The sequence below is a fragment of the Ereboglobus sp. PH5-10 genome (assembly GCF_029504735.1).
In the GTDB taxonomy this organism is placed as follows: Bacteria; Verrucomicrobiota; Verrucomicrobiia; order Opitutales; family Opitutaceae; genus Ereboglobus.
Genome location: NZ_JAQFIP010000001.1, coordinates 290,756 through 313,337 on the forward strand (window position 1 = coordinate 290,756; position 22,582 = coordinate 313,337).

Here is a 22,582-nt window from a genome sequence, read left to right on the forward strand (position 1 = left end):
TGCTTTTTTTCTTCGTAAAATTTTCATGCGAGCAATCGGCATAGATTACGGTGAACGCCGCATCGGCCTGAGCTACGGCGACGAGATCGGCGTGGCCACTCCCCTGCCCGCCCTCACGGATGCCGACGCCGAAAAACGCTGGGCCGCGCTCGGATCCGTCATAAGGCAAAGGCGCATCACCGACATCGTCCTCGGGTGGCCACTCAACATGGACGACTCCGAGGGATTCAAGGCGAAGGAAGTCGAAAAGTTCGCGAGGCGGCTGGAAAGCGAGTTTCAGCTGCCGGTGCATTTGGTGGATGAACGGCTCACGTCCTATGAGGCCGAGTCGTCGATTCCCAAAGCCCAGCGGCGCGACGTGCGCGCAAGCGGGCTGATCGACTCGCGCGCGGCGACGCTCATCCTGCAAGATTTTCTGGAGCAGAACCTGCGCCTGCCCGCGCCCGAAGGCTTCCAAGCCGAAACGGAGGATGATTTGTGAGCGACGGCCCTAAACGGAGCGGCGGCTTTCCAGCCGCCGGACGCGACGCAGTCGCGCACGGTTTGAAAAAAGGCGAGGCTTCGCCTCGTCCGGCGGCTGGAAAGCCGCCGCTCCTTGACGCACGCGTTCCTCGAAAGAGTGTTGCGGTCCCCCGCTGGAAATGCGTCTGCGCCTACGACGGCGCCCCGTTCGAAGGCTGGCAATCGCAACGCGGCGGGCGCGCGATTCAGGACGTGATCGAATCGCGCCTGCGCGAGATTTTCGGCGAACTGATTCGCGTGCACGCGAGCGGACGCACCGACGCGGGCGTGCATGCGCGCGGCCAGGTTTTTCATTTCGACGCGGCATGGAAACACGGGCCGGAAAAACTGCGCGCGGCGTTGCGCGGCGGGCTGCCGCAGCAAATCCAAATCAAGTCCGTGCGCGCGGTGCCGGAGGATTTCCACTCGCGCTTTTCGGCGACGGGAAAACTTTACCTGTATCATTTGTATCTCGGCGACGCCGACCCGTTCACGCGGCCTTACGCGTGGGCGATTGACCGCCCGCGTCCGCTCGACATCGCCGCGATGAAAAAAGGCGCGGCGGTGCTGCGGGGAAAACACGACTTCCGCGCGTTTTCCGCGCTGAACGGCCCGCCGAAGGAAGACACGGTGCGCGACCTGCGCCGGCTCGAAATCGCGAAGCGCGGGCGCCATGTGCGCATCGCCGCCGAGGCGGACGGGTTCATGTATAAAATGGTGCGCAGCCTCGTCGGCGCGCTCGTAGCGGTCGGCGAGGGCAAGCTCGCCCCCGATGATTTGCGCGAGTTGTTAAAAAGCGGAAAACGCACGACTCGCGTGCAGACCGCGCCGCCGCGGGGACTTTTTCTGGAAAAAGTATTTTATTGAGGCAGCCTCGCATCGCGGTTGGATTTTCCACGGTAGGGCGAAGCCTCCGGCTGAGCCGCGAGCATCGCGCGACATTCGAACGATTTCGGCTCAGCCGGAGGCTTCGCCCTACCCTCACTATCGGAAACACCGACGGCACTTCCAATCATGAACCTCGAAAACATCAAACGCGCCCTGCTCGCCTCCTACCAAAACGAAGGCGGCATCAACCATCTTGAAGGCAGCAACCTGCCCGCCGAGGAATCGATCAACCAGCTCGCGCGCGATTTCATGTATGTCCTTTTCCCGGGATTTTTCGGGGAGGACGCGCTTGGGAAAAAAGACATGCAGGCGTTTGTTGACCGGATGCTGGAGCGCATCGAGACGCGCCTCGCAAACGACATTCGCAAGAGCCTTGTCTTCGCGGGTGTCGAGGACGCCGAAACGCGCGCGAAGGAAAAAACAATGGCGCTGCTCGAACGCCTGCCGGAGTTGCGCCGCGTGATCCAGACCGACGTGGTGGCGGCGTATGAGGGCGACCCGGCGGCGCGCAGCGTGGAGGAAATCATCCTTGCGTATCCGTGCGTGCTGGTGATCTCGCTGCAACGCATCGCGCACGAACTTTACCTGCTGAACGTGCCGCTGCTGCCGCGCATGTTGACCGAATACGGCCACGAACGCACGGGCACGGACATCCATCCGGGCGCGACAATCGGCACGCATTTCTTCATCGACCACTGCACGGGCGTCGTGATCGGCGAGACGGCGCGCATCGGAAACCACGTGAAGATTTACCAAGGCGTGACGCTCGGTGCGAAGTCGTTCGAGCTGGACGAAAAGGGCCATCCCATAAAAGGAGTGAAACGCCATCCGGAGCTGCGCGACAACGTGATCGTGTATCCCGGCGCAACGATTCTCGGCGGCGACACGGTGATCGGCGAAAACTCAATCGTCGGCTCGAACGTGTGGCTGATGCAATCGATGCCCGCCAACAGCATCGCCTATTACCAAGGCGACGCCGCCTCGGTGATCCGCCCGCGCTCGACCAAGGAGCAGCTTCTCGGGGAAACGGGCGATTGAGCGGTTTCTTCGCGCCGTAAAAAAATTCATCCATCGCTTTCCGTTTGAACCTCATCCTTTTCACGCCTGACGATTTTTCGACGGCCTCGCGGGACGCCGCCACGCTCGCAAAAAACGACGCGCGCGCCGCGCACATCATCGGCGTGCTTCGTCGAAAGCCGGGCGACACCTTCGACGCCGGCCTCGTCAACGGCCCGCGCGGCAAGGGCACGCTCTCCGGCATCGCCTCCGACGGCGCGGTTTCGCTCGCCTTTGCGTGGGACAAAACCGAGCCGCCGCCGCTCCCGCCCGTCACGCTTGTCATCGGGCTTCCGCGACCGCAAACCGCGCGCAAAATCCTCAACGAAGCCACCGCGCTGGGTGTTTCGGAAATGCACTTTGCCGCGACCGCGCGCGGCGAGCCCTCCTACGCGCAAAGCACGCTCTGGACAACCGGCGAATACCGCCGCCATCTGGAGGCCGGCGCCGCGCAGGCGTTTTGCACGCGCATCCCGCGTATTGAGTTTTTGAATACACTCGACGAAACCCTCGCGAGCCTGGCTCGTGACCGGCCTTCGGCGCGACGCGTCGCGCTCGACAACTACGAGTCCCCCGCGTCGCTGGGCGAATGCCTCGCCGCCCCGCCGAAATCGCCGGCCATCCTCGCGCTCGGCTCCGAACGCGGCTGGACGGCGGACGAACGCGACCGGCTCCGCGCCGCGCATTTCGCCTTCGCGCATCTCGGCCCTCGTGTGTTGCGCCTCGAAACCGCGGTCGTCTCCGCCGTCACGCTCGCGCTCGCGCACATGGGGCGCATGTGACAGGCCGCCGCCGCATTTTTCTCGCCCTGTTTCCCCGCCGGACGTAATCCACGGCCATTAACTACGCCCTCTTTCCCATGAAAAACCCAAACATCGCATCATTGATAAAAGCGCTGGGCCTTGGCGCGCTCGCGCTTTCGCTCCCGGCAATCGCCTCCGCGCAAAACGAAACCAAAACCGACGCGCCCATGCTCACCCCATGGGCCGCCGACGCGCAGGCCGGACGCGGCTGGCAGGAATACCCGCGCCCGCAAATGACGCGCGCCACCTGGCAAAATCTCAACGGCCAGTGGGACTACGCCATCACGCCACTCGCCGCGGCCGCGCCCGCCAAATACGACGGCAAAATCCGCGTGCCCTATCCGGTCGAGTCCGTCCTTTCCGGCGTCGCGCGCGAACTCAAGCCCGGCCAGCGCCTCTGGTATCACCGCGCCTTCACGATTCCAAAGGCGTGGGACGGACAGCGCGTGCTCTTGCATTTCGGCGCGGTTGACTGGGAGGCGCACGTTTATGTGAACGGCGCGCCCGTCGGCTCGCATCGCGGCGGCTTTGATCCGTTCAGCTTCGACATCACACCCTACATCAAGGCGGGCGGCGGACAGGAACTCGTCGTCGCCGTCACCGATCCCACGAGCGAGGGCGACCAGCCGCGCGGCAAGCAAAAACTCGACCAACAGGGCATCTGGTATACGCCCGCCTCCGGCATCTGGCAGACCGTCTGGCTCGAACCCGTGCCCGCCGAAATGAGCATCGCCGTCGTGAAATGCGAACCCAACCTCGACGCCGGCCTGCTCAAGCTCACCACGCTCGGCAACCGTGTCGCCGTTGGCAAAACACACTACGCCATCCGCGCGCGCGTGCTCGACGGCGGCAAGCTCGTCGCCGAGGCCGGCGGACGCCTGAACCGCGAGCTCAACATCCCGATCCCCGACGCAAAAACCTGGAGCCCCGACTCACCCCACCTCTACGATTTGCAGATCGATTTGTTCCGCGTCGAAAACCCGTTCAAGGGCGAAAAAATCAACCCGAAAACCTGGCAATCCGTGCGTTATTTCGGCCCCGAGGAACAGGCCTTTTACGCAAAACTGCCCGACGGCGCCGTTCAGCTCGACTCCGTGAAAAGTTATTTCGGCATGCGCAAAATCTCGCTCGGCCAGGGGCCGAAGGGCGTCGTCATGATGCTCAACAACAAACCGCTCTTCCACTACGGCCCGCTCGACCAGGGCTACTGGCCGGACGGCCTGCTCACGCCCCCGACCGAGGCGGCGATGCGCTTCGACTTGGACTATCTGAAAAAAGCCGGCTTCAACATGCTCCGCAAACACATCAAGGTCGAACCCGCGCTCTACTACGCGCACTGCGACCGCATCGGCCTGCTCGTGTGGCAGGACATGCCCAGCGGCATGGCCGAGGGCGCCTCGCGCACGCCCGGCGAGGACAGCCAGTTTGTCAGGCGCGGAGGGCAAAAAGAAGCGGTGCGCAGCCCCGGGTCCGCGCGGCAATTCGAGACCGAGCTCCGCGCCATGATCGACGCGCTCTATTCGCATCCGAGCATCGTCGTCTGGGTGCCCATGAACGAAGGCTGGGGCCAATACGACAGCGTGCGCCTCGGCGCCGCCGTGAAAGCCTGCGACCCCAGCCGCCTCGTCAACAACGTCAGCGGCTGGCTCGACACCGGCGCCGGCGACATGCTCGACTACCACAATTACAGCGAGAAAATGCCCGTCATGGAGCGCAAGGACGCGCACCGCGCGCTCGTGCTCGGCGAGTTTGGCGGACTCGGTTATCCCATCGAGGGTCACCTCTGGTGGACGAACAAGCGCAACTGGGGCTACCAGACCTATCACAACGCCGCCGACCTCGAAAAACACTACATCGACCGCCTCTCGCAACTCCGTGAGTTTGCGGAAAACCAAGGCATGTGCGCCGGCGTTTACACGCAAACGACCGACGTCGAGGGCGAGGTCAACGGCCTGCTGACCTACGACCGCAAAGTCGAAAAAATCCCCGCCGCCCGCCTCAAGGAAATCCATCAGGCAACAAAACTCTATTAACACCCTCGCAAGGGCGCGCGCGATGCGCGTCCTTGTTCGCTCATGACATCACTGGCTGATTTTTCCGTGGAGGAATTCGCGCGCCACATTGAGGCGCGCGGATACAAGCCCGCGCACGCCGCGCGGGTGTTGAAGGCGTTTTACGAGGGAGACGGCTCGGCGGATTTTGACGCGCTGAAACTGCCCTCGGGACTGGCGGAGCATTTGCGCGGATTTGCAAACGGCTGCGAAATCGCGACGCGCCAGCAAGCGGAGGACGGCACGGTGAAAGTGCTGCTGAGGCTTGCCGACGGACGCACGGTCGAGGCCGTCATGATGACGAACTTTGCGCCGGACAGCGCGGCGGGTTGTGTGTCGTCGCAAGTGGGCTGCGCGATGGGTTGCGATTTTTGCGCGACTACAAAAACGGGCTTCGAACGCAACCTGACCGCCGGTGAAATGGTCGGCCAGTTCCTGGCGGTCCGTCGCGAGGCGGCAATGGCGGGACGGCGGTTGCAGACGCTTGTTTTCATGGGCATGGGCGAGCCGATGTTGAATCTCGACGCCGTGCTTGAGGCGGTGCGCCGGATTGCGCCAAACGGCATGGGAAATCTCGGCTGGCGGCAGATCACCGTTTCCACCGTCGGCATCGTGCCGGGAATCGACGCGATGGCGGCGGCGGACCTGAACATCCACCTGGCGGTGTCGCTTCATGCGCCGGACGACGCCACGCGCGCGCGGCTGTTGCCGGCGGGGAAGCGTTTTCGCGTGGAGGATATTTTGGCCGCGGCGGATCGCTACCAGGCGAAAACAAAACGCATTGTGACGATTCAGTATTGCCTGTTGAAGGGCGTGAACGACTCGCCCGCGCAGGCGCACCAACTGGCGGCGTTGTTAAAAGGACGGCGGATGCACGTGAACCTGCTCCGCTACAACCCGACCGGAACCAGCCTGAGCGGCGCGGCGTATGCGGGCGCCGACGAGGAAACGGCGATGGCATTTTTAAAAGTGCTGCGAGAGAGCGGCGCGGTGGCGCATTTCCGCAGACCGCGCGGACGCGACATCGACGCGGCATGCGGCCAGTTGCGAAAACGCGCGGGCGACGCGCGCTGAGGACGTTCCTCACCGCCCGGCTTCGGTGTATGCGATCGGTGCCTTGTCGCGCGGATGGAAAAACCGCGTCATCATGTAACCGAAAAACGCCAGCGCGCCGCTCACCGCGACAAACCAGTCGCCGTATCGCACATAAAAACTTTCCTTCCCGACCCAGCGCGTGTCGCGTTCGACAACGAACGTCCCGGTGCCGCGAAAATAAATCGAGTCATCCTTGTTTTTCATCATTCCGCGCATCCCGCCGTATTCGTCGATCCAGCCGCTCCAGCCGCTGTTGCCGCAACGAATGACGGGGCGGCGCGTCTCCACGGCGCGCAGCATCGAATGCGCCGCGTGCTGGTAGGCCGCCCCGCCCTGCCCGAACCAACCGTTGTTGGTGACGACCACATGCACATCCGCGCCCGAGATCACGTTGTTCACGGCGAGACTCGGAAATATATCCTCGTAGCAAACCAGCATGCCCGCGGCGATGATCCGGCGCGGCGTGTGAATGTAGAGCGGTTTGGCCGAGGCGCCGGCCTGCGTGTCGCCCGAGCTTGCGTCGGTTACCTTTTCCAGCCAGCCGAGCAAGGGACGCAGCGGCACGTATTCCCCAAACGGAACAAGGTGCCGCTTTTTGTAGCCCTCGGGTTGCACGCCCCCGCGCCCGGCATCGACCACGAAGGCCGCGTTGTAAAAGGTTTCGTCGGGTCGCGCGGGATCGTCAGCGGTGATCGCCCCCGTGAGCAGCGGCGCCCTGGCTTTTTCCGACACATCGACCAGCCATTCGCGAAGCTCCGCGCTCGAGGGCCAGCCAAACACGGCATAAGGCGGCGCCGCCTCGGGCCAGACAATGACCTCCGGGTGAGGTGTCTTTGGCTTCGTTTCAAGGCTGAGCCTGCGAAGCTCCCGGTAGCTCAATTCCTCGTTTTCCTTGGACCACTTGATGGCCGCGGGAATATCGGGTTGCACGAGCTTAAAAACGGCAACCGACTCGGTCCGTCTGGTCATCAAGACATCGGTCAGGGACGGCGTCACCACAAGCAGGAGCATGATCAACGCCATGCTGAACTCGGGACTGCGCTTGCGAAGCCCCGAGTGTTTTTCCTTGAAAATTCGGTGCGTGTAGGAGGCGACCGCAAAATTAAACACGATCAGCACAAACGCAATTCCGCCCTGCCCCGTATAGGAGGCGACCTGCCACAACGAGAGCACATACCACTGGCTCGCGCCGAGCGGCAGCCACGGAAATCCGCTCAGGAACCACGCGCGCGTCCACTCGATGACAACCCACAATCCCGCCAGCCCGAGCATGACCGCGGCGCGCACCAGGAACGGACGTCCCGCGAAATTGCGCGCGGCCCACCACACCGCGAGATACCAGACGCCGATCCACGCGCCCACGAACGGCCCGAGCAGGAAAACGCCGGCCCACGTCACATGATGCAGCCACCACAGAATGATCGTCCACGCCACGGCCTGCGCGCCGAGCATGACGAGCGCGTAGGTTTTGAAACGCGGTTTGGTGAGCGCCCAAAAACACAGCGGCGCGGCAAACACATACGCAAACGCCATCGCCCTGAACGGCGGAAACGAAAGCACGGTCAGCACCACCGTCAGCACGAACACGGCAAGCGGCGCCATCCACCGGGCGTTCAACGCCCAGAATGAGGGTTCGTATTTTTCAAAATCAAAATCGCGCGCTGTGTGTTTTCGCTGCATGGAAGGTTGTGAAACTCGAAAGGATCACCGGCCCGGGCCCCCGCGACAAGAAAGAAGCTAGGGGCCGGGGAAACTAATCGGAGCCCCAACGCGCGCGCCTTGCTCAATCGCCGCACGCCACCGCCACCGTCACCGCCCACCACGGACCGCGTCCGCGCACCGCTGCCCAATACCAAGCCGACACATCCGTCCACGCTCCGCCCGCGTCATCACGCCAGCGTTCGCGCACGCGCCAGGTTTCACCGTCCTTCGTCGCAAAAAACTCCGACCACATCACATCGTTGGCATCGCGGACGAGTCCGCCCGGCTTGATCGCAAACCCGCTCGCCCGGAAACAATCCGCCGCCGGATGCACCCCGCGCGACGCCTCGCGTATCCAGCGCAGCACCACAATGCGCCCGGCACCATCGGCGCCGGTTTGCTTGAACACGCCTGTTTTCCCCGCGAATCCGGAGGCGAATGCGGCGGCGTCCCGGGGATTCCGCAAACGTATCCACGGTTTGCCCTCGAACAACTCCGGCCAGCCGGGAAAGTCCGCGTCAGACGCGGTGCTGACCGTTCCTCGCTGGCCGGCCAACGGCATCACCGCCGCGCCGGAACACATCACCGCAAACACAAAAACCACGGTAGGGCGAAGCCTCCGGTTGAGCCGAACCCGCTCAAATGGCGCATCCAATTTCGGCTCGGCCGGAGGTTTCGCCCCACCCTCGCGATTCGCCCCTTTCAGCCCGAATCCCAGCCACAACAAACCCGTGGCGAGCGCGGCGAAGATTGCCAGCCCCACGCCTTCGTGCGCCCAGCCCGGCGCGCGCCACAATCCCGATTCGATAAAAAACAAAACCGCAGCGCGCACCGTGTTGCCGAGCAGGATCGCGCACAATCCCGCGACGCCGAAAAAAAACGCGCGCCCCGCGCCAAGGCGCAGCCACGCCGCAACCGCGCACACCAGCACCCCGCCCGTCCAAAGCATGTGCACGCCGCTGCACGGCGCATCGACCACCACCACGCCGCCGGCCCACTCCAGCGCCACGCCGGATCGTTCCGTTGCGACACCAAACAACGCGATCAACGGACGCCCCAGCTCCGCGGTCAGCACGCGCAGCGGATACCCCGCGAAGAATTGCAGCGTGGCCGTCACCGGCAACGACAACGCGAGCAATCCCGCGCGGCCCAACGCACCCCCGCCCCGGCAAAACAAAACCGACAGCGCGCATACCAGCAACAGCGCGCGCAACAGCATGGGCGTCCCCGAAACCGGAAACGCGACGGCCAGCGCGAACACGCCCGCGACAATCAACCGCCACGCCGCAATGCGTTCGCGCCACACCGCGCGCGGCGTCAATATGAGCGCCAGGGCCAGCGCGACCAAGCCGAAGCGTTCGTCGCCGCCGTCGCCAAGCCGCGCCACAAACCAGCGCAACACCGGCCAGCCCGCAAGAAGCACGCCGGCGCATGGAGCGGCTTGCCCGCGCAATTCGCGCACGCTGTCGTTCACGCCGCGCCTCTCCGCATTTTTTGTTCGCGCTTGCGCCACATCACCGCGGCGACCATCGCGGCGACGATCAGAAGCGCGACCGTTTCCGGTTCCGGCGATGTGGGCACGCTGTCGGCGGCGTCCTCGGTGACTCCGACCGCGAGCTCGCTCACGCCCTTGGGCAGCGGCAAAGCCTGCGTTACTTTTTTCGCCTGCGACGCGGCATCGGCGGACAAACGCGGCGTCAAATCAACCGCGACAAACGAGGTGAAGGGCGTCAGCAAGTTGTATTTCAAACCCAACTCGATGATCGCCGCCTTTTGTTTCGGCGCGTCCGCGCGCAACGCGTGCAAGTCCTTCAACTCCCACAAGCGTTCGCGCGCCCAGAGCAGCGCGAGCGTGCCGTTCGCGTTCAGGTCAACGGCGTCGGCCACGGAGATTTCCGTGCTCCATTCGCCGCCTCCGGTTTGGCCGCCCAGCCGGATTGTCTGGGTTGAGGGGTCAATGTGGTCGGGCCATTTGCCGCACATCACGATGGGGCGCTGCGAGAGCACGTCGGGCGCGCTGAGCGAGCCGCCGGCGAACTCGACGCGCACGTTGGTAAGCACGGGTGACTCGATCATGTTGCGAAATTTCCCGGCGGCGTTTTGCGCGCGTTTTTCATTTTCGATCACGGTCGGCTCAGTGCGCCCGGCGCGCGCGAGACGCTCGATCAACTCGCGATTCACCGAGCTGCCGATGCCGAACGCGAACAGGTTGGCGTCGCCCAGGCTTTCATGCACGAGCGCGTAGGCCTCGGCCTCCAGATCGACATAGCCGTCGGTGATCACGACGATGTTGCGCGACACGCCCGCGCGCGTCCGCGGCAGCGCAAACGCGCGCTTGAGCGCGGGCAGCAACTCGGTGCCGCCGCCGTAATCGTTGTATTTGCGCCCGCTCTCGAAAAGGGCGATGGCGGCGGCGATGTTTTCAGTCGTGGCGGCGACGGAGGTTTCAAAAAGAGTGCGACTGGAGCCGGAAAAAAGCAGCACGTTGAACGTGTCGATGTCGCGCAAGTTAACCAGCATTTCCTTGAGAAGGCGTTGCGAGACCTCCAGCGGAAAACCCCACATCGAGCCGGACACATCCATGACAAACACATAGTCGCGCGCGGGCATTTGCGCGGGTTCGACGCGCGCGGGCGGCTGCACGGTGAGAAGAAAATAATTTTCGCCCTTGAACGAATCGACCATGAGCCCCGTGGCGAGCGCGCCGCCCGCGAGCCGGTAGCGCAAGATAAAATCGCGGTTCATAGCGATGCCCGCGCGCGGCGGCAGCGACACGCGCACGCCTCCGCCGACCTCCTCCGTGTCGATGCGGTGCGAAACGCATTTCATCTTTTGCACGCGGGTGCCCGCGAGGATTTCGGCGGTGAGCGTGAAGACGGGCTCGTTTTCGCCGTCCTCGTTTTCGCCCAAGTATGCCAGGCCTTCGCCGCCGAGGCGCTTCGAGCCGGCGAGCGGGTCGGGCGGCAGCGCATCCGGTTTTTCCTGGACGGGCTTGGGCGCTTTCCTTGTGTAACGCGGCCCGACGACCGTCGGAAAAACCCATTCGTATTCGCCCTCCTCGGGCGTGATGAGTTCGTTGTAGCGAAGCTCCACGGTCACCGTGTCGCCGGGCAGGATGTTGGCGACATTCATCTCGAAAACATTGCTGCGGTGCGATTCGAGAAGCGATGCGGTTTTGCCCTCGCGCCTTGCCTTTTCATAGGTTTTGCGCGCCTCGGCCTTTTCCTTGATCTGCGCCTCGATGCGCCGTTCGCCGACGGTCATTGTCATGCCGTGGACGGCGGCGCGCGTGGAGGCGGGAAAAATGTAGCGCGCCTCGAGCGGCGTCGCGCCCTCGTTCTGGTAGGTTTGCACGACGCGCACCCCGGCGATCACGCCCGCGAGCACGGCATCGACCTGCGTGCTTTTGAGCGGGAGCGCGTCAACGCCGTCCTCCGCGCCCCTCACTTGGAAATAGGGCGAAAGCGAAACATCGGGATCATCCAAATCGGTCGGGCCGTCCGGCGCGGCGACGACCGTGATGCCAAGCGCGATGAAGCCGAGCAAAAGCGCCGCGACGAAAATCAGGGCGCTGAGTTTTTGGTTGGAGTTTTTTGGCGCGAAGTGATGCGAAGATTTTTCCATGCGCGCGAGCATGCGCGCGCTGCGTGAACTCAGTATGAAGCCCGCGTGAAGTCGCGATGAAATCGCCGCGGTTCCACGCGAGGTGTTGTTTCAAATCCGGGATTTTTGGTTTCCTTAGCGGACAACTGAGCCGGATGCCGAAAGGGTTGTCGTGAAAGCGCTTATTTTTTTGCGCAGGGGCATGGGGTTGGCCTCGATTCTTAATTGCGTGCCGAGCGGGAACGGGCGACCGATGCCAATCGCCACGCCTTTTTCGTTGGCGAGATAGGGCTCGGCAAATAACTGGCGTGGGACTCCGCGTGTTTTTTTGCCGACATAGGCGTGATAAATCGCCCATTTCGACTCGCCGGTTGGCGAGGGCACGTAGCAGGCGTTGCCCGTGCCGACGACTTCGTCCGAGGCTTTGAAAAGGGGCTTGTCCGCCTTTCGCCAGTGGGCGGGATTCATCGGATCGCTGCCGATCAATTTCATCAGCCCGATCGCGTAATGCGGCGTCCAGTAACCGCTGCCCGCATAAAAGAGATAGAGCGCGCCGTCGTCGCCATAAACCGGCGTGCCGCCCTCGACCACTTCGGGATACATCCCCGCTTTTCCCGGGCCGGCGCCGTGTTTTTCCCACGCGAGCGTCGGACGGCAGATGATGGCGGGGTTTCCCGCGATGGTCCAGGGATTGAGCAGGCGGTCGATGCAGATGATTTGGTAGCGGTCGCCGGTGTTTTTGGATTGGGCGTCGCCGACTTCGCTCACCCAGATGGCGTAGAGGGTGCCGTTGTGCTTGAGGATTTTCGCGCCGCCGCACCAGGTTTTGTTGAAGGCGCTGCCTTTTGCGGCGGCTGTCACTCGCGTGGCGGTGTGCGGTTTGCGGGCGCCGGTCGCCTCGCCGTAGGGGCCGAGCGGGGTGCCGGAGAGCGAGCGGAGCACAAACATGCGCTGGCCTTGCGAGGGGCGTCCGCTGCCGTCGTTGGCGGAGAGGTAAAGATACCAGCCGGCGTTTTCCGCGCCGACTTCGCTTTCGGAAAAGTGATAGATTTTTGGCGACCAGAGGTTGCGAGACCACGGTTTGCCGGCGGCGGGTTTGTAGATGACAACCGACTTGGCATGCGCCAGGTCGGGGAGGTTGGCGACCTGCATCATGTTGAGCTGCGAGCCGCCGGTGGCGGTGCTGTAATAAAAACCGTCGTGAAAAAATATCCACGGATCGGCTCCGCGAATGAGCGGGTTGGTGAAGGTGAGCGCGCCGGCGTTGCGTTTGTCGAGCAGGCCCGGCGAGGCCGTCAGCGTGGAGGTTTTGTTGCCGCGCAGTTCGCTCGCGCCGGTGACGGCGATGGCGCTGGTGAAATCGCCGCCGTTGATTGTGAGCGCGTAGGCGCCGGCAAACTCCGCGCCGTTGTGACGCGCGGCCGCGATGCCGGCGTGAAAAACGCCGTTGTTAATTGTGACGCGGGCGTCGCCCCGAATCGACGCTTTCGCAAAGCCGCCGAGCACGGCGACGCCACCGTAAAACACGCCGCCGTTGATCGTCATCTCCGCGTCGCCGGTGTGCCGGCCCGAGCCGGCGGCGCACACCGCGCCGTGAAATTGCCCGCCGTTGATCGTCACACGGAGCGTGCCGGTTGTGGGTTCGGCATTTTGAAATGTGCCGCCGGCCACGATGTCCCAGCGTCCGCTGTCGATGGTGACATCCGATCCGCCCGCGCCGCCCAACGCGCCGACGATGCTTGGAAAGCCGCCTCCTTCCGTCGGCTCGCAGGAAACATCGCCGCCGAACACGACCTTGCGGGCGTTGCAATAGATGCGGCTTGTCCTGGCATCCGGCGCGATGACGAGGCCGGCAAATGTCGCCGGACCGTTGATGATATAGCTGCCGCCGATGATCAGCCTAGCGCCGTTTTCCTTCCGGTAATCCCTTCCGTCGTGAACACTGGTGATGGTGATGCGCGCATCGTGCGCGGGCGCGAGGAATTTTTCGCCAAGCCGCGTCGGGCCGCGCACGACGATGGTGCCGCCGTCGGGGAGTTGTGCGAAGGCCGCTGAAAACTCGACGTCGCCGACGGTCGCGTCCGGACCGCCGACAAAGGCGACACGCTCCGTTTGCGCCGCCGCGAAAACTGAAAGCTGAATGCCGAAAAACAGAATCAGGCGCGCGGGGAGTTTCATGGGACGGGCGGTGCGGTGTGTTTGCGATGTCATTCGACGCGACTCGACTTAAATCGACTTATGTCGATTTGTGTCGAGTCGCGTCGGGCGGGTGGGCGCTTACTTTTTCTTGTCTTCGTCGATCAGGGTGACTTCCCGCATTAATTTGTAGCCGAGGATGTCGCGGATTTCGACGCGCCCGGTGAAGGTCTCGGTTTGTTGTTTCGCGTCGCCTTCGATGCGGCGGGCGATGGGGTCTATTTTTTCGCGGTAGGTGTCGAGGGCGGCGTAGTTTTTGAGCTGCACCATGGACATCACGTTGAAATCGTCCGGCGACGAGGCCTGGCCGTAGAGGATTTTATAATCCATGATGATGCCCTCCTTCTTCGCCTCGTCGAAGACGGCCTTGAAGGTCTTGGAGATGCTTTTGAAGTAGGCGTCGTGCATGCCGTGCTTGAGGCGCACGAGGATGATGTCCCATACGGGGCCCTCGGTGTAGGGGGCGTTGCTTTGGGCCGGCGCCGGGAGGGCGGCAAAGATGGCGACGATTGCGGCGAGGAGTATTTTTTTCATCGTGATTTTTTTATTTGTTGTTGTCTGCGGAAGGAAGGGGCTGGCGGTTGCGGGCGTAGTCCGAGGGGAAGAACGCGCGCGCGGTGACGAGCAGCGCGAGACTGCCGAAAACATAAACGATTCCGAGCATCGAGATGCCGATGTTGAGCGCGTAGGATTGCTTGATCACGCCCAAGATGAGCGGGGCGAGCGAACCGACGCCGAAGGAAAATCCGGCCATCATTCCGGTTGCCGAGGCGTGGTGGCGCGGCGAGGTGACGTCGAAGAGCGACGCGTAAATATTGGAGTCGTAGAGACCGCGGAAGAAACCGAACGCGCCGAGCATCGCGTAAACCAACCAGAGGCTGTGCGTCGCGCCCATGAGGTAGAGCGTCGGCACGCACAACAACAGCGCCAGACCGGACAGCTCAATGCGGAAGGAGGGGCGGTTGCCGACAATCTTGTCCGAGACACGCCCGCCGAGGAGCACGCCGACAAAGGAGAAAATCTGGTAATAAAGCATGCTGAACAAACCGGCTTTCGCGGGCGTGAGGCTGAACGGCTCCAACTGCAAATACGTGGGCATCCACGCGAGGCAGCCCATGTTGACAAAGGTCGAGCAGCCGAGCGCGAGCGTCAGCACCAGCGCGGTCGGCGTGCGGAACAAGGCGCCGAGGACGGCGCTGATTGGCTCGCGCGCAACGGCGACGGCCGTTTTGGGCGCGTCTTTCAAGCGGGACCACATCAACGCGACGAGGACAACACCCGCGCCGCCGAATATCCAAAAGGAGTGCTTCCATCCGTAATTTCCCGCAATCCAGCCGCCCACCCAGCCGCACGACACCGCGCCGAAATACTGCGCGGTCTGGTAAATCGCGAGCGCCTGCCCGCGCGTCTTGACGTGATACTGGCCGATGAGCGCGGTGGCGGCGGGGAGGAAAAACGCCTCGCCCACGGCGGTCGCCAGGCTGCGCACGACGATGAGCGAAACCAAACCGTTGGTGAAGCCGGTGAGCATCGTCGCGACGCTCCATGCCAGCAGGCTCCACAGGATGATGCGGCGTCGGGAAAAACGGTCGCCGACGAAGCCGGCGATGGGCATCATCACCGCCATCGAGGCGATGAGCACGGTGTTCACCAAGCCCGTCTGGATGTCGCTCAAGCCCAGCGCGTCCTGCACTTGTTTTTGGACGACGCTGTAAAGCTGGCGGTCGGCCTGGTTCATGAAGTAGGCGAGCCAGAGCCAGACAACGATCTCCCATGCGAAGGGGATTTTTCTTTTGGTCATGTTTTTTGGGTTTGGTTAATTTTTTCAGGCCGCGCGGGGCGGGGTCTTATTTTTCGGCGGCGAGTTTTTTGTAGAGCTCCGCGTCGTAGTCGATGAGGTCGTTGATGCCGCGCAGGTGGCTGACGGTCACCCAGGGAAGCCAGACGCGGTGGCGGCCTTTTCCGCGCGGGAGGTCGAGCCAGCAGTGTTCCTGCTGCCAGCCGGGACCGCGGGTGCCGCGCAAGTCGTCGGGATTGCCAACCATCGCTTTGGTGTTGTGGAGGAGGATGCGGGCGACGTCCATGTAGTGGGTGTCTTTGCTTTCGCGGGAGAGGCGGGCGTAGCTTTCGACGTCCCAGGCCATGTAGGCGTCGGCGCCGGTGTGGCCGGTGGCGACGAGTTGCATGCCGACGGTGGACTGGCCGATGGGCCAGTGGATTTGTTCCTGCGTGGCGTCGGAGGGCATGGGGACGTTCCAGATATACATCCAGGTTTCGGCAATGTCGGCGGCGACGCGGGCGCGGTCGAGCCACTTTTTGTCGCCGGTGGCGGTGTGGAGGGCGAGGTAGCCTTCGAGGGAAATGGTGGCGGCTTCCTTGTCGATGACGTCGGGGTTGTCGCTGGTGCCGCCGGCGAAGCGGCCGCGGTTATGTCCGGCTTTCCACGAGAATTCGCCGGCTTTCAGAGCGGCGTCGAGGTAGGGTTTGTGCTTGGTGATGCGGTAGAGCTGAACGTAGAAGGGAATGACGTTGTAGGTGCTGGTCGGGGAGCCGTCTTTCAGGTCGCCGCTGATCGGTTTCCAGGAGCGCGGATAGCCGCCGCCGGCTTGTTCCTGTTTGAGAAGCCAGTCGCCGAATTTGCGTGTCCAGGCGAGCCATTCGGGATGGTCGCGGCCGGCCGCTTTTTCGCGTTCGTAGGCGCGCATGAGGGATTTCATGTCGTCGCAGAAGCTGCGGAGATAAATCGAATTTTTTTCCGGGTCTATGGGCTTGTGCGCGGCGACTTCGGAGACGGCGTATTCGCCGGTGGAGAAGACGAAGCCTTCGGCGACGGGCGGATCGACGGGCAGGCGGAGGAAGGTGGCGATGATTTTGTCGGCGGCCTGTCGCAGCGTTTTCGAGCGTTCGGAAGCGGGGTCGCGGTCGGCTTCGAAGAGCATCATTTCGGCGGCGCCGATGTTGTAGCCGAGGAAGCCGAGGATGAGTTTTGTCTCGGGATTCGTGGGAGGTTTGGGGTTGGCGTTGGCGGCGGCGAGGAAGCGGATGCCGGCGCGGTCGTCTTTCTCAATGTAGTTTTCCATCAGCATATCGACGAAGTTGACGCGCAGTGTTTCGACGGGCTGGGGGTTGAGTTGGGGTTTGAGTGTTTGCCAGGCCCAGCGCCAGTTGGCGGCGATGAGGTCGTTGGTGTCTTTGGCTGTCGAAAGGCGGAAGGTGACTTCGTAGCGTTGCGTGAAGCCATCCTTCAACGGGCTGAAACGGTAGCGCCAGAGCTGGACGGCGGAGGTTTTGTGCGCCTGGCCTTTCGGGCCGTAAGTGAGCGAGCCCTCGGAGCCGGGATAGGCGTAGCCGATGACGGTGGCGTTGGAGCCTTCCTCGGCGATGATGGCGCCGAAGCGAAAATCTTCGCTGGCCATCGGCTTGTGCGTGAAGCTGAGACCGTCGGCGCAATTGGTGGCGCCGTCGGGCGCGGAGTCGAGGACGGCGACGCTGGCGCCGTTGGGCAGGCGCGTGGCGAGCAGGGGCGCGGGCAGGCGGTCCTCGCGAATCCAGACGGTGTATTTGCCCTTCTTGTAATAATTGGCGGCGCCGAAGGAATTGTCGCGCAGGTGGTCGGAGTTGCCGTAAATCGCGCCGGGGACGAACCACTCCATCTCCGGCCACGGACGCGCGCCGCCGACGCGCATGCCGATGACGCTGTTGAAGCCGCCGGGCGCGTTGCCGCGCACGCGCACCTCGCGGCGCAGGCGAACCGTGTCGCCGGAAACGGTCCAGCGGTCGGTGAAGTCAAACTCGACGGCATTGTGCGGCGTCATCTTGCCGGTGTCGGCGGCGTCCGCGCGCAGTGTTCCCGTGCCCAGCCACTCGCCGCGTCCGGTCTCGCGCAACTGCGCGTAACCGGCACGCGCGGGCGCGAGGCCTTTTTTGGACGCGCCGTTCCAGAATGAAACACGCATCGGTCCGTTTTGTGTGAGGACGGCCTTGCCGGAGGCGGCCGTGAGACCGAAGGAGCCGTTCTTGTTTTTGATGACGGAAACCTTGACGTTCTCCGCCGCGGTCGCGGAAAGCGCCGACAGAAAACAGAAAACGGTGAGGATTATGGATGCGGGTTTCATTTTGGGATTGGGCGTTCGTGTTGTTGCGATTGTTGCGGTGATGGGTTGCGCGCGTCAGTCCAGCGTCAGGACAACCTTGCCGGCGCTGACACCGTCGCGCAGCAGGGCGTGCGCGGCGTTCGCCTCGGTGATCGGCATGATTTTGTAAATCGTCGGGCGCACCTCGCCCGTCTCGATTTTCGGCCAGACGTCCTTCACGAGATTCGCGAGGATTTGCGCCTTCACCTCCGGCGTTTTGCTGCGAAGCGTGCTGCCGATGAGGCGGATGTTTTTCATGAACATCGTGCGCAGGTTCACCGGGCTGATGTCGCCCGCGAGCGTGGCGATCATGATCCAGCGGCAGGCGTAGGCGACGTGCGGGAAGCACTCGCCGACTTTTTCACCGCCGAGGCAGTCGATCGCGAGGTTGAGCGGACGTCCGGCGTCCGCCTCGCGCTTCAAAACGTCGGCGATGTTTTCCTTGGAGGTATCGACAACGACGTCGGCTTTCAGATGTGTGATTTGGGCTGCCTTTTCCGCGTCGATGACGGTCGTGATAACGCGCAGTCCGAAGGCGCGCGCCATCGGGATGATGACACTCGCCAGGCCGCTCGCGCCGGCGTGCATGAGGAAATTATAACCGGGTTTGCAACCGCCCTCGATGACGAGATTGAGGTAGGCGGTGGCGTAGGCCTCGGGAAGCGCGGAGGCTTCCGCCAGCGAAAGCCCCTTCGGAACGGGCATGAGCATGGAGTGGTGCACCGCGGCGAACTGGGCGTAGCCGCCGCCGCCGAGAAGCGCGCAAACCTGGTCGCCGACTTTCCAGCCGCCGGGTGTGCCGGCGGGGACTTCGGTGATTTCGCCGGCGATCTCAAGGCCGGGCCAGTCGGGCGCGCCGGGGGGCGGCGGGTAGTTGCCCTCAACCTGCATGAGGTCGGCGCGATTGACCGCGGCGGCGCGCACTTTGACGAGCACTTCGCCCTCTTTTAAGATCGGGTCGGCAACATCCGACCACAACAGCTTTTTATCTTTGATGATGATAGCTTTCATGGAAAAAATTTTCTTTCTCATCCGATCCAGTCGAACCGGGGATTTTGTTTTTTGATAACTTCGGCAAGACGGGCGACCTCCAGCGCGTCGGAATTTTTTATGGGAAACGGAACGCCGTCGCGAATGGCCGCGTGGAGGTGGCGGGCGAGTTCGATTTCAACGTGATCCCACATGTTCACGTCCGGCGTGACGGCGCGGGTTTCCTCAATCCACGGGAGCTTTTCGGCGCCTGCGTGCCAGGGGGCGTCCACGGGAAGGTTGCCCGTGCTCGCGGTTGCATCGTCCCAGCGGAAATCCGGCGCGAGGTAGCGAAGCCGAATCTCCTTTTGCTCTTGTCCGCAAACCAGCGTGCCCCTGTCGCCGTAAATCGCGCAGCACGGCGCGGGCAGCGCGACGGAATTGCTGATTTCGATTTCGACAACAACGCCATTTTCCGACTCGAGCATGATGCGCGCATGGTCGTCGGCATCGCCCGGCGTGAGCACGCGCCGCAAATAACTCCACACATTGCGCACCGGCGAGCCGGCGAGAAATTGCAACGCGTGATCGAGCAAATGCGGCCCCCAAACACTGAGCTGTCCGCCGCCGCAATCGAGCCGCATTTGCCAGTCGGTGCGACGCATGAAGGTGTGGTGCTTGGCGAGTTTCACCGCGTAAACATTTCCCAAGATTCCATCGCGGACGATTTCGAGTGCGTTTTGAAACGCCGGCTCAAAGCGGTGGTTGTGTCCGCAATAAAGTTTGCCGGGATACTCGCGGACGAGCCGTTGCAAAATCGCGTAGTCCCGCGCGGTGACGCCAATCGGTTTTTCCAGCAAAACCATTTTGCCGGCGGCGAGCGCCTGCTCGGCATGGCGCGCGTGGTCGAGCGAAAGCGTGGCGATGATCGCCAGCTCCATGTCCGGATCGGCGATAAAATTCGCAAAATCCGTGTAAGGTTTTCCGTGATACTTCGCGGCGGTTTCGCGCGCGCGATTTTCGTCGATGTCGCAAAACGCAACGGGCTGATACCGTTCCCGGTTTTCGGAGAAAAACCGGCAGTGTTGCGCGCCGATGCGGCCAAGGCCGCAAACGCCAAACTTGATGGGTGCCGACGATGTCTTCATTGCGCGACTGGCGTGGTTTGAGGTTTGCCAACGGCGTAACCGGAGGCGGCAAGCAGGACTTCCTGCACGAGGCAGTCGTGGTTGCCATTGAGGAGGATGTCGGGTGAGGCCGGGGACTTTGTTTCGCCGCGGATGGTTTGCGCGAATTCGAGCAACTGATCCTCGTAGCGGTCGCGGACGGGGCCGAAGTCGAGCGTGTGCGCGCCGGCCTCGCGCTCCTCGTTGCCATCGAGCAGGACGAGGCTCATTTGCAGCGGCTGCCCGTCGAAGCGTTCCAGCGGGCAGAGCTCGACGGAGCCCTTGGTGCCGCAGATTTTCAAGCGGCGTCGCTCAAGGCCGCCCACCTCGCGGCTGCAGGCGCGGAGCGTCACGGTGGCGTTCGGGTAATCCAAAATCGAAACGCAGTTGTTGTGAATGCCGGGCTTGTCGCCGGGCGCGGTTTTCAAGAGGGGAAAAACACCCGACGGGCGCCCGAGCAGCGAGACAACGAAGTCCACCAAGTGGCAGCCGAGATTGAACATGAGGCCGCCCTGGAACTTCCCGATGTAATCCTCATAGGACTCGTTGCCGTAGTTGTGGCTCATGCTTGCCTGAACCTCAAAAATTTCGCCGAGCCAGCCGCGTTTTGTCGCGTCGAGAATCCAGCGCATCGCGGGGTTGCCGCGAAACATGTAGCCCATCTGGAACGCGAGGCCGCGCGCCTCGTAATCGCGCCGCAGCCGCGCGAAGGGAGCCAGTTCCTCGCCGCCGGGCTTGTCCATGTGAATCGGAAGATTGTGCGCAAGGCAGCGATTCGCCGCCGGCACCAGCTCGGAGTTGGGAACCTCGACGGCCACGGCGTCCAGGCCGGGCATCGCAAAAAGCTCCTCCTCGGTCAGGCGCGGCAGGCCCTCGTAGGCGGATTCCTCCTTGTCCCAATGGATGTAGTTCGCCGCGCGCGTCGTGGCGCGATCGTCCACGACGCCGACAATTTCAAAGGCGTCCGGACGCAGGCGCAACGAGCGCATCTTGCCCGCGGCGTGCTCATGGCTCACGCCGAGCTGCGCGATCTTGATCGGTTTCATTTGAGCAACCTCCAGTCGAAGACCGCGCCGATGGGGAAGTCTTGCGGGGTTTGCGCGAGCGACGTGTAAACGGCGGGCGCCTCGAGCGGCGAATGGACGGCGGAGAGGATTTTCGCCATGTCAATCCGTCCGTCGGACATGAAGTTGTGGACGGCGCGGGCGTCGTCGCGCCAAGTCCACGCGTGCGGGCGCGACTCCTGTTCGGGACGCGCTTGCGTGTGCGCGCCGATGAGCTCCACGCCGGGGCGGTGCACCTCCTGGTAAAAATCAATCGCCGCGTCCGAGACGCGCGTGCAGCCGAGCAACGCGACGCGACCGAATCTCGCGGCAAATCCGAGCGACTGCTTCAGCGCGACGGATTGCCCCGTCACCTCGATGATCGCGTTCACGCCGCCGCGCGCCGCCGCGCGGATTTTTTCAATATAATCCGCGTCCGCGGGGTTGAACACATGATGCGCGCCAAGCGACATCGCGAGCTTCCGGCGAGCCTCGCTCAAATCCGACGCGATGCACGGCGCGGCACCGGCGACGCGGCACAGCGCGACCGCGAACACGCCGAGGATTCCCAGCCCGACGACCGCGGCGCTCTCGCCGATTTCGAGCCGCGTCTTGCGCAAGCCGCCGAGCGAAAACCCGCCGATCACGCCGAACACCGCGTGCTCGGAGGGCAGCGCGTCGTCGTCGATTTTCACGAGGTTGTTTTCGGAAATGTAATTAAAACTCGAATGGCAGCTCCCCCAATGCGTCAGCACGCGGTCGCCGGCCTTCACGCCGCGGACATTTTTTCCGACCTCGGCGACGCGCCCCACCCCGCTGTAGCCGAGGTGTTTTGGAAATTGTCCGGGCGCCGCGCCGGGACCGCCGAGGTTTGGCAAATCCATCAAGTTGGCGCGCTCCGTGCCCGCGCTGATGGCGGAGATTTCGTTTTCAACGAGCGCCTCGTCATCGGCGACGCCGCGCAGCGGCTCGTCGGTCAGCTCCGCCTTTCCTGCGGAAACAAACTGGATGATTTTTCGTTTCATGAGATTTTGCCTTTGGGTGTAAGTTTAGGGACGAAGTGGGTAGGAGAGGTTTTGCGGGAATTGCGACGGGCGCGAATTCTTCAACGCCGGACATCTTAGCAGAAATGTTTTCACCACCGTCATTGAAAATGATTTTTGTTTTTCGAGTTTTTGAAAAATATTTCAAAAATCCCGTTTTATTTTCACAAAACGAGAAAACAACGTCATCCTGGGAGCGCGGGCGTCCCGTCCGCACAAACCTTCAAGCCGGCGGGCGGGACGCCCGCGCTCCCGGGGCAAGCGTGGTTTTGAATATCAACGCGCACGGATTTGGGGTGCAAAAAAGCGGCACGGAGGATGTCCGTGCCGCTTT

Annotated in this window: 17 protein-coding genes; 6 read left to right on the forward strand and 11 right to left on the reverse strand. The window is 63.0% G+C overall.

Annotated elements, in window-relative coordinates:
• The first annotated feature begins 25 nt into the window (after positions 1-25).
• The 6 genes from ruvX to rlmN all read left to right on the forward strand — a co-directional run bounded on the left by ruvX (position 26) and on the right by rlmN (position 6,373).
• The gene (gene ruvX / locus M2447_RS01145; RefSeq protein WP_277557016.1) at positions 26-481 is read left to right on the forward strand and encodes a Holliday junction resolvase RuvX; all 456 of its coding nucleotides are present in this window, start codon (positions 26-28) and stop codon (positions 479-481) included.
• Complete coding sequence (gene truA / locus M2447_RS01150) at positions 478-1,368, forward strand: tRNA pseudouridine(38-40) synthase TruA (RefSeq protein WP_277557018.1); 891 nt, start codon at positions 478-480, stop codon at positions 1,366-1,368. The genes ruvX and truA overlap by 4 nt, the downstream gene beginning before the upstream one ends.
• Before the next feature lie 147 nt (positions 1,369-1,515).
• Complete coding sequence (locus tag M2447_RS01155) at positions 1,516-2,427, forward strand: serine O-acetyltransferase (RefSeq protein WP_277557019.1); 912 nt, start codon at positions 1,516-1,518, stop codon at positions 2,425-2,427.
• A 44-nt stretch (positions 2,428-2,471) separates the two neighbouring features.
• Entirely contained in the window at positions 2,472-3,227 is a 756-nt protein-coding gene (locus M2447_RS01160) for an RsmE family RNA methyltransferase (protein WP_277557021.1), read from the forward strand.
• 77 nt (positions 3,228-3,304) lie between these two features.
• Positions 3,305-5,281, forward strand: a complete 1,977-nt coding sequence (locus M2447_RS01165) for a sugar-binding domain-containing protein (RefSeq protein WP_277557022.1) — start codon at positions 3,305-3,307, stop codon at positions 5,279-5,281.
• Positions 5,282-5,323: 42 nt separating this feature from the next.
• Positions 5,324-6,373 carry a 23S rRNA (adenine(2503)-C(2))-methyltransferase RlmN gene (rlmN, locus tag M2447_RS01170; RefSeq protein WP_277557024.1) on the forward strand — a complete coding sequence of 350 codons (1,050 nt, stop codon included), beginning with the start codon at positions 5,324-5,326 and terminating at the stop codon, positions 6,371-6,373.
• Positions 6,374-6,382: 9 nt separating this feature from the next.
• Here the strand turns inward: rlmN and lnt are convergent, their stop codons facing one another.
• From lnt to M2447_RS01225, 11 genes are all read right to left on the reverse strand, one after another.
• Positions 6,383-8,074: an apolipoprotein N-acyltransferase gene (lnt, locus tag M2447_RS01175; RefSeq protein WP_277557025.1), complete on the reverse strand. Its 1,692-nt coding sequence runs from the start codon at positions 8,072-8,074 to the stop codon at positions 6,383-6,385.
• Positions 8,075-8,177: 103 nt separating this feature from the next.
• Positions 8,178-9,569, reverse strand: a complete 1,392-nt coding sequence (locus M2447_RS01180; RefSeq protein ID WP_277557026.1) for an archaeosortase/exosortase family protein — start codon at positions 9,567-9,569, stop codon at positions 8,178-8,180.
• On the reverse strand, positions 9,566-11,719 hold the full coding sequence (locus tag M2447_RS01185) for a VIT domain-containing protein (RefSeq protein WP_277557028.1): 2,154 nt from the start codon (positions 11,717-11,719) through the stop codon (positions 9,566-9,568). Before M2447_RS01185 ends, M2447_RS01180 begins: the two co-directional genes overlap by 4 nt.
• A gap of 114 nt (positions 11,720-11,833) precedes the next feature.
• Positions 11,834-13,909, reverse strand: coding sequence for a family 43 glycosylhydrolase (locus tag M2447_RS01190; RefSeq protein WP_277557030.1), 2,076 nt, complete (start codon positions 13,907-13,909; stop codon positions 11,834-11,836).
• A gap of 66 nt (positions 13,910-13,975) precedes the next feature.
• The gene (locus M2447_RS01195) at positions 13,976-14,428 is read right to left on the reverse strand and encodes a hypothetical protein (protein WP_277557032.1); all 453 of its coding nucleotides are present in this window, start codon (positions 14,426-14,428) and stop codon (positions 13,976-13,978) included.
• 10 nt (positions 14,429-14,438) lie between these two features.
• Positions 14,439-15,695: an MFS transporter gene (locus M2447_RS01200; protein ID WP_277557033.1), complete on the reverse strand. Its 1,257-nt coding sequence runs from the start codon at positions 15,693-15,695 to the stop codon at positions 14,439-14,441.
• A gap of 46 nt (positions 15,696-15,741) precedes the next feature.
• Positions 15,742-18,009, reverse strand: coding sequence for a glycoside hydrolase family 76 protein (locus M2447_RS01205; protein ID WP_277557035.1), 2,268 nt, complete (start codon positions 18,007-18,009; stop codon positions 15,742-15,744).
• Between the two features lie 54 nt (positions 18,010-18,063).
• A complete protein-coding gene (locus tag M2447_RS01210) occupies positions 18,064-19,038 on the reverse strand; it encodes an NAD(P)H-quinone oxidoreductase (RefSeq protein ID WP_108826196.1) in 975 nt (324 codons plus the stop codon).
• 17 nt (positions 19,039-19,055) lie between these two features.
• On the reverse strand, positions 19,056-20,144 hold the full coding sequence (locus M2447_RS01215) for a Gfo/Idh/MocA family oxidoreductase (RefSeq protein ID WP_277557037.1): 1,089 nt from the start codon (positions 20,142-20,144) through the stop codon (positions 19,056-19,058).
• Positions 20,141-21,208, reverse strand: a complete 1,068-nt coding sequence (locus tag M2447_RS01220) for a Gfo/Idh/MocA family oxidoreductase (RefSeq protein ID WP_277557039.1) — start codon at positions 21,206-21,208, stop codon at positions 20,141-20,143. The genes M2447_RS01215 and M2447_RS01220 overlap by 4 nt, the downstream gene beginning before the upstream one ends.
• The gene (locus M2447_RS01225; RefSeq protein ID WP_277557041.1) at positions 21,205-22,230 is read right to left on the reverse strand and encodes a zinc-binding alcohol dehydrogenase; all 1,026 of its coding nucleotides are present in this window, start codon (positions 22,228-22,230) and stop codon (positions 21,205-21,207) included. Before M2447_RS01225 ends, M2447_RS01220 begins: the two co-directional genes overlap by 4 nt.
• Positions 22,231-22,582 lie beyond the last annotated feature (352 nt).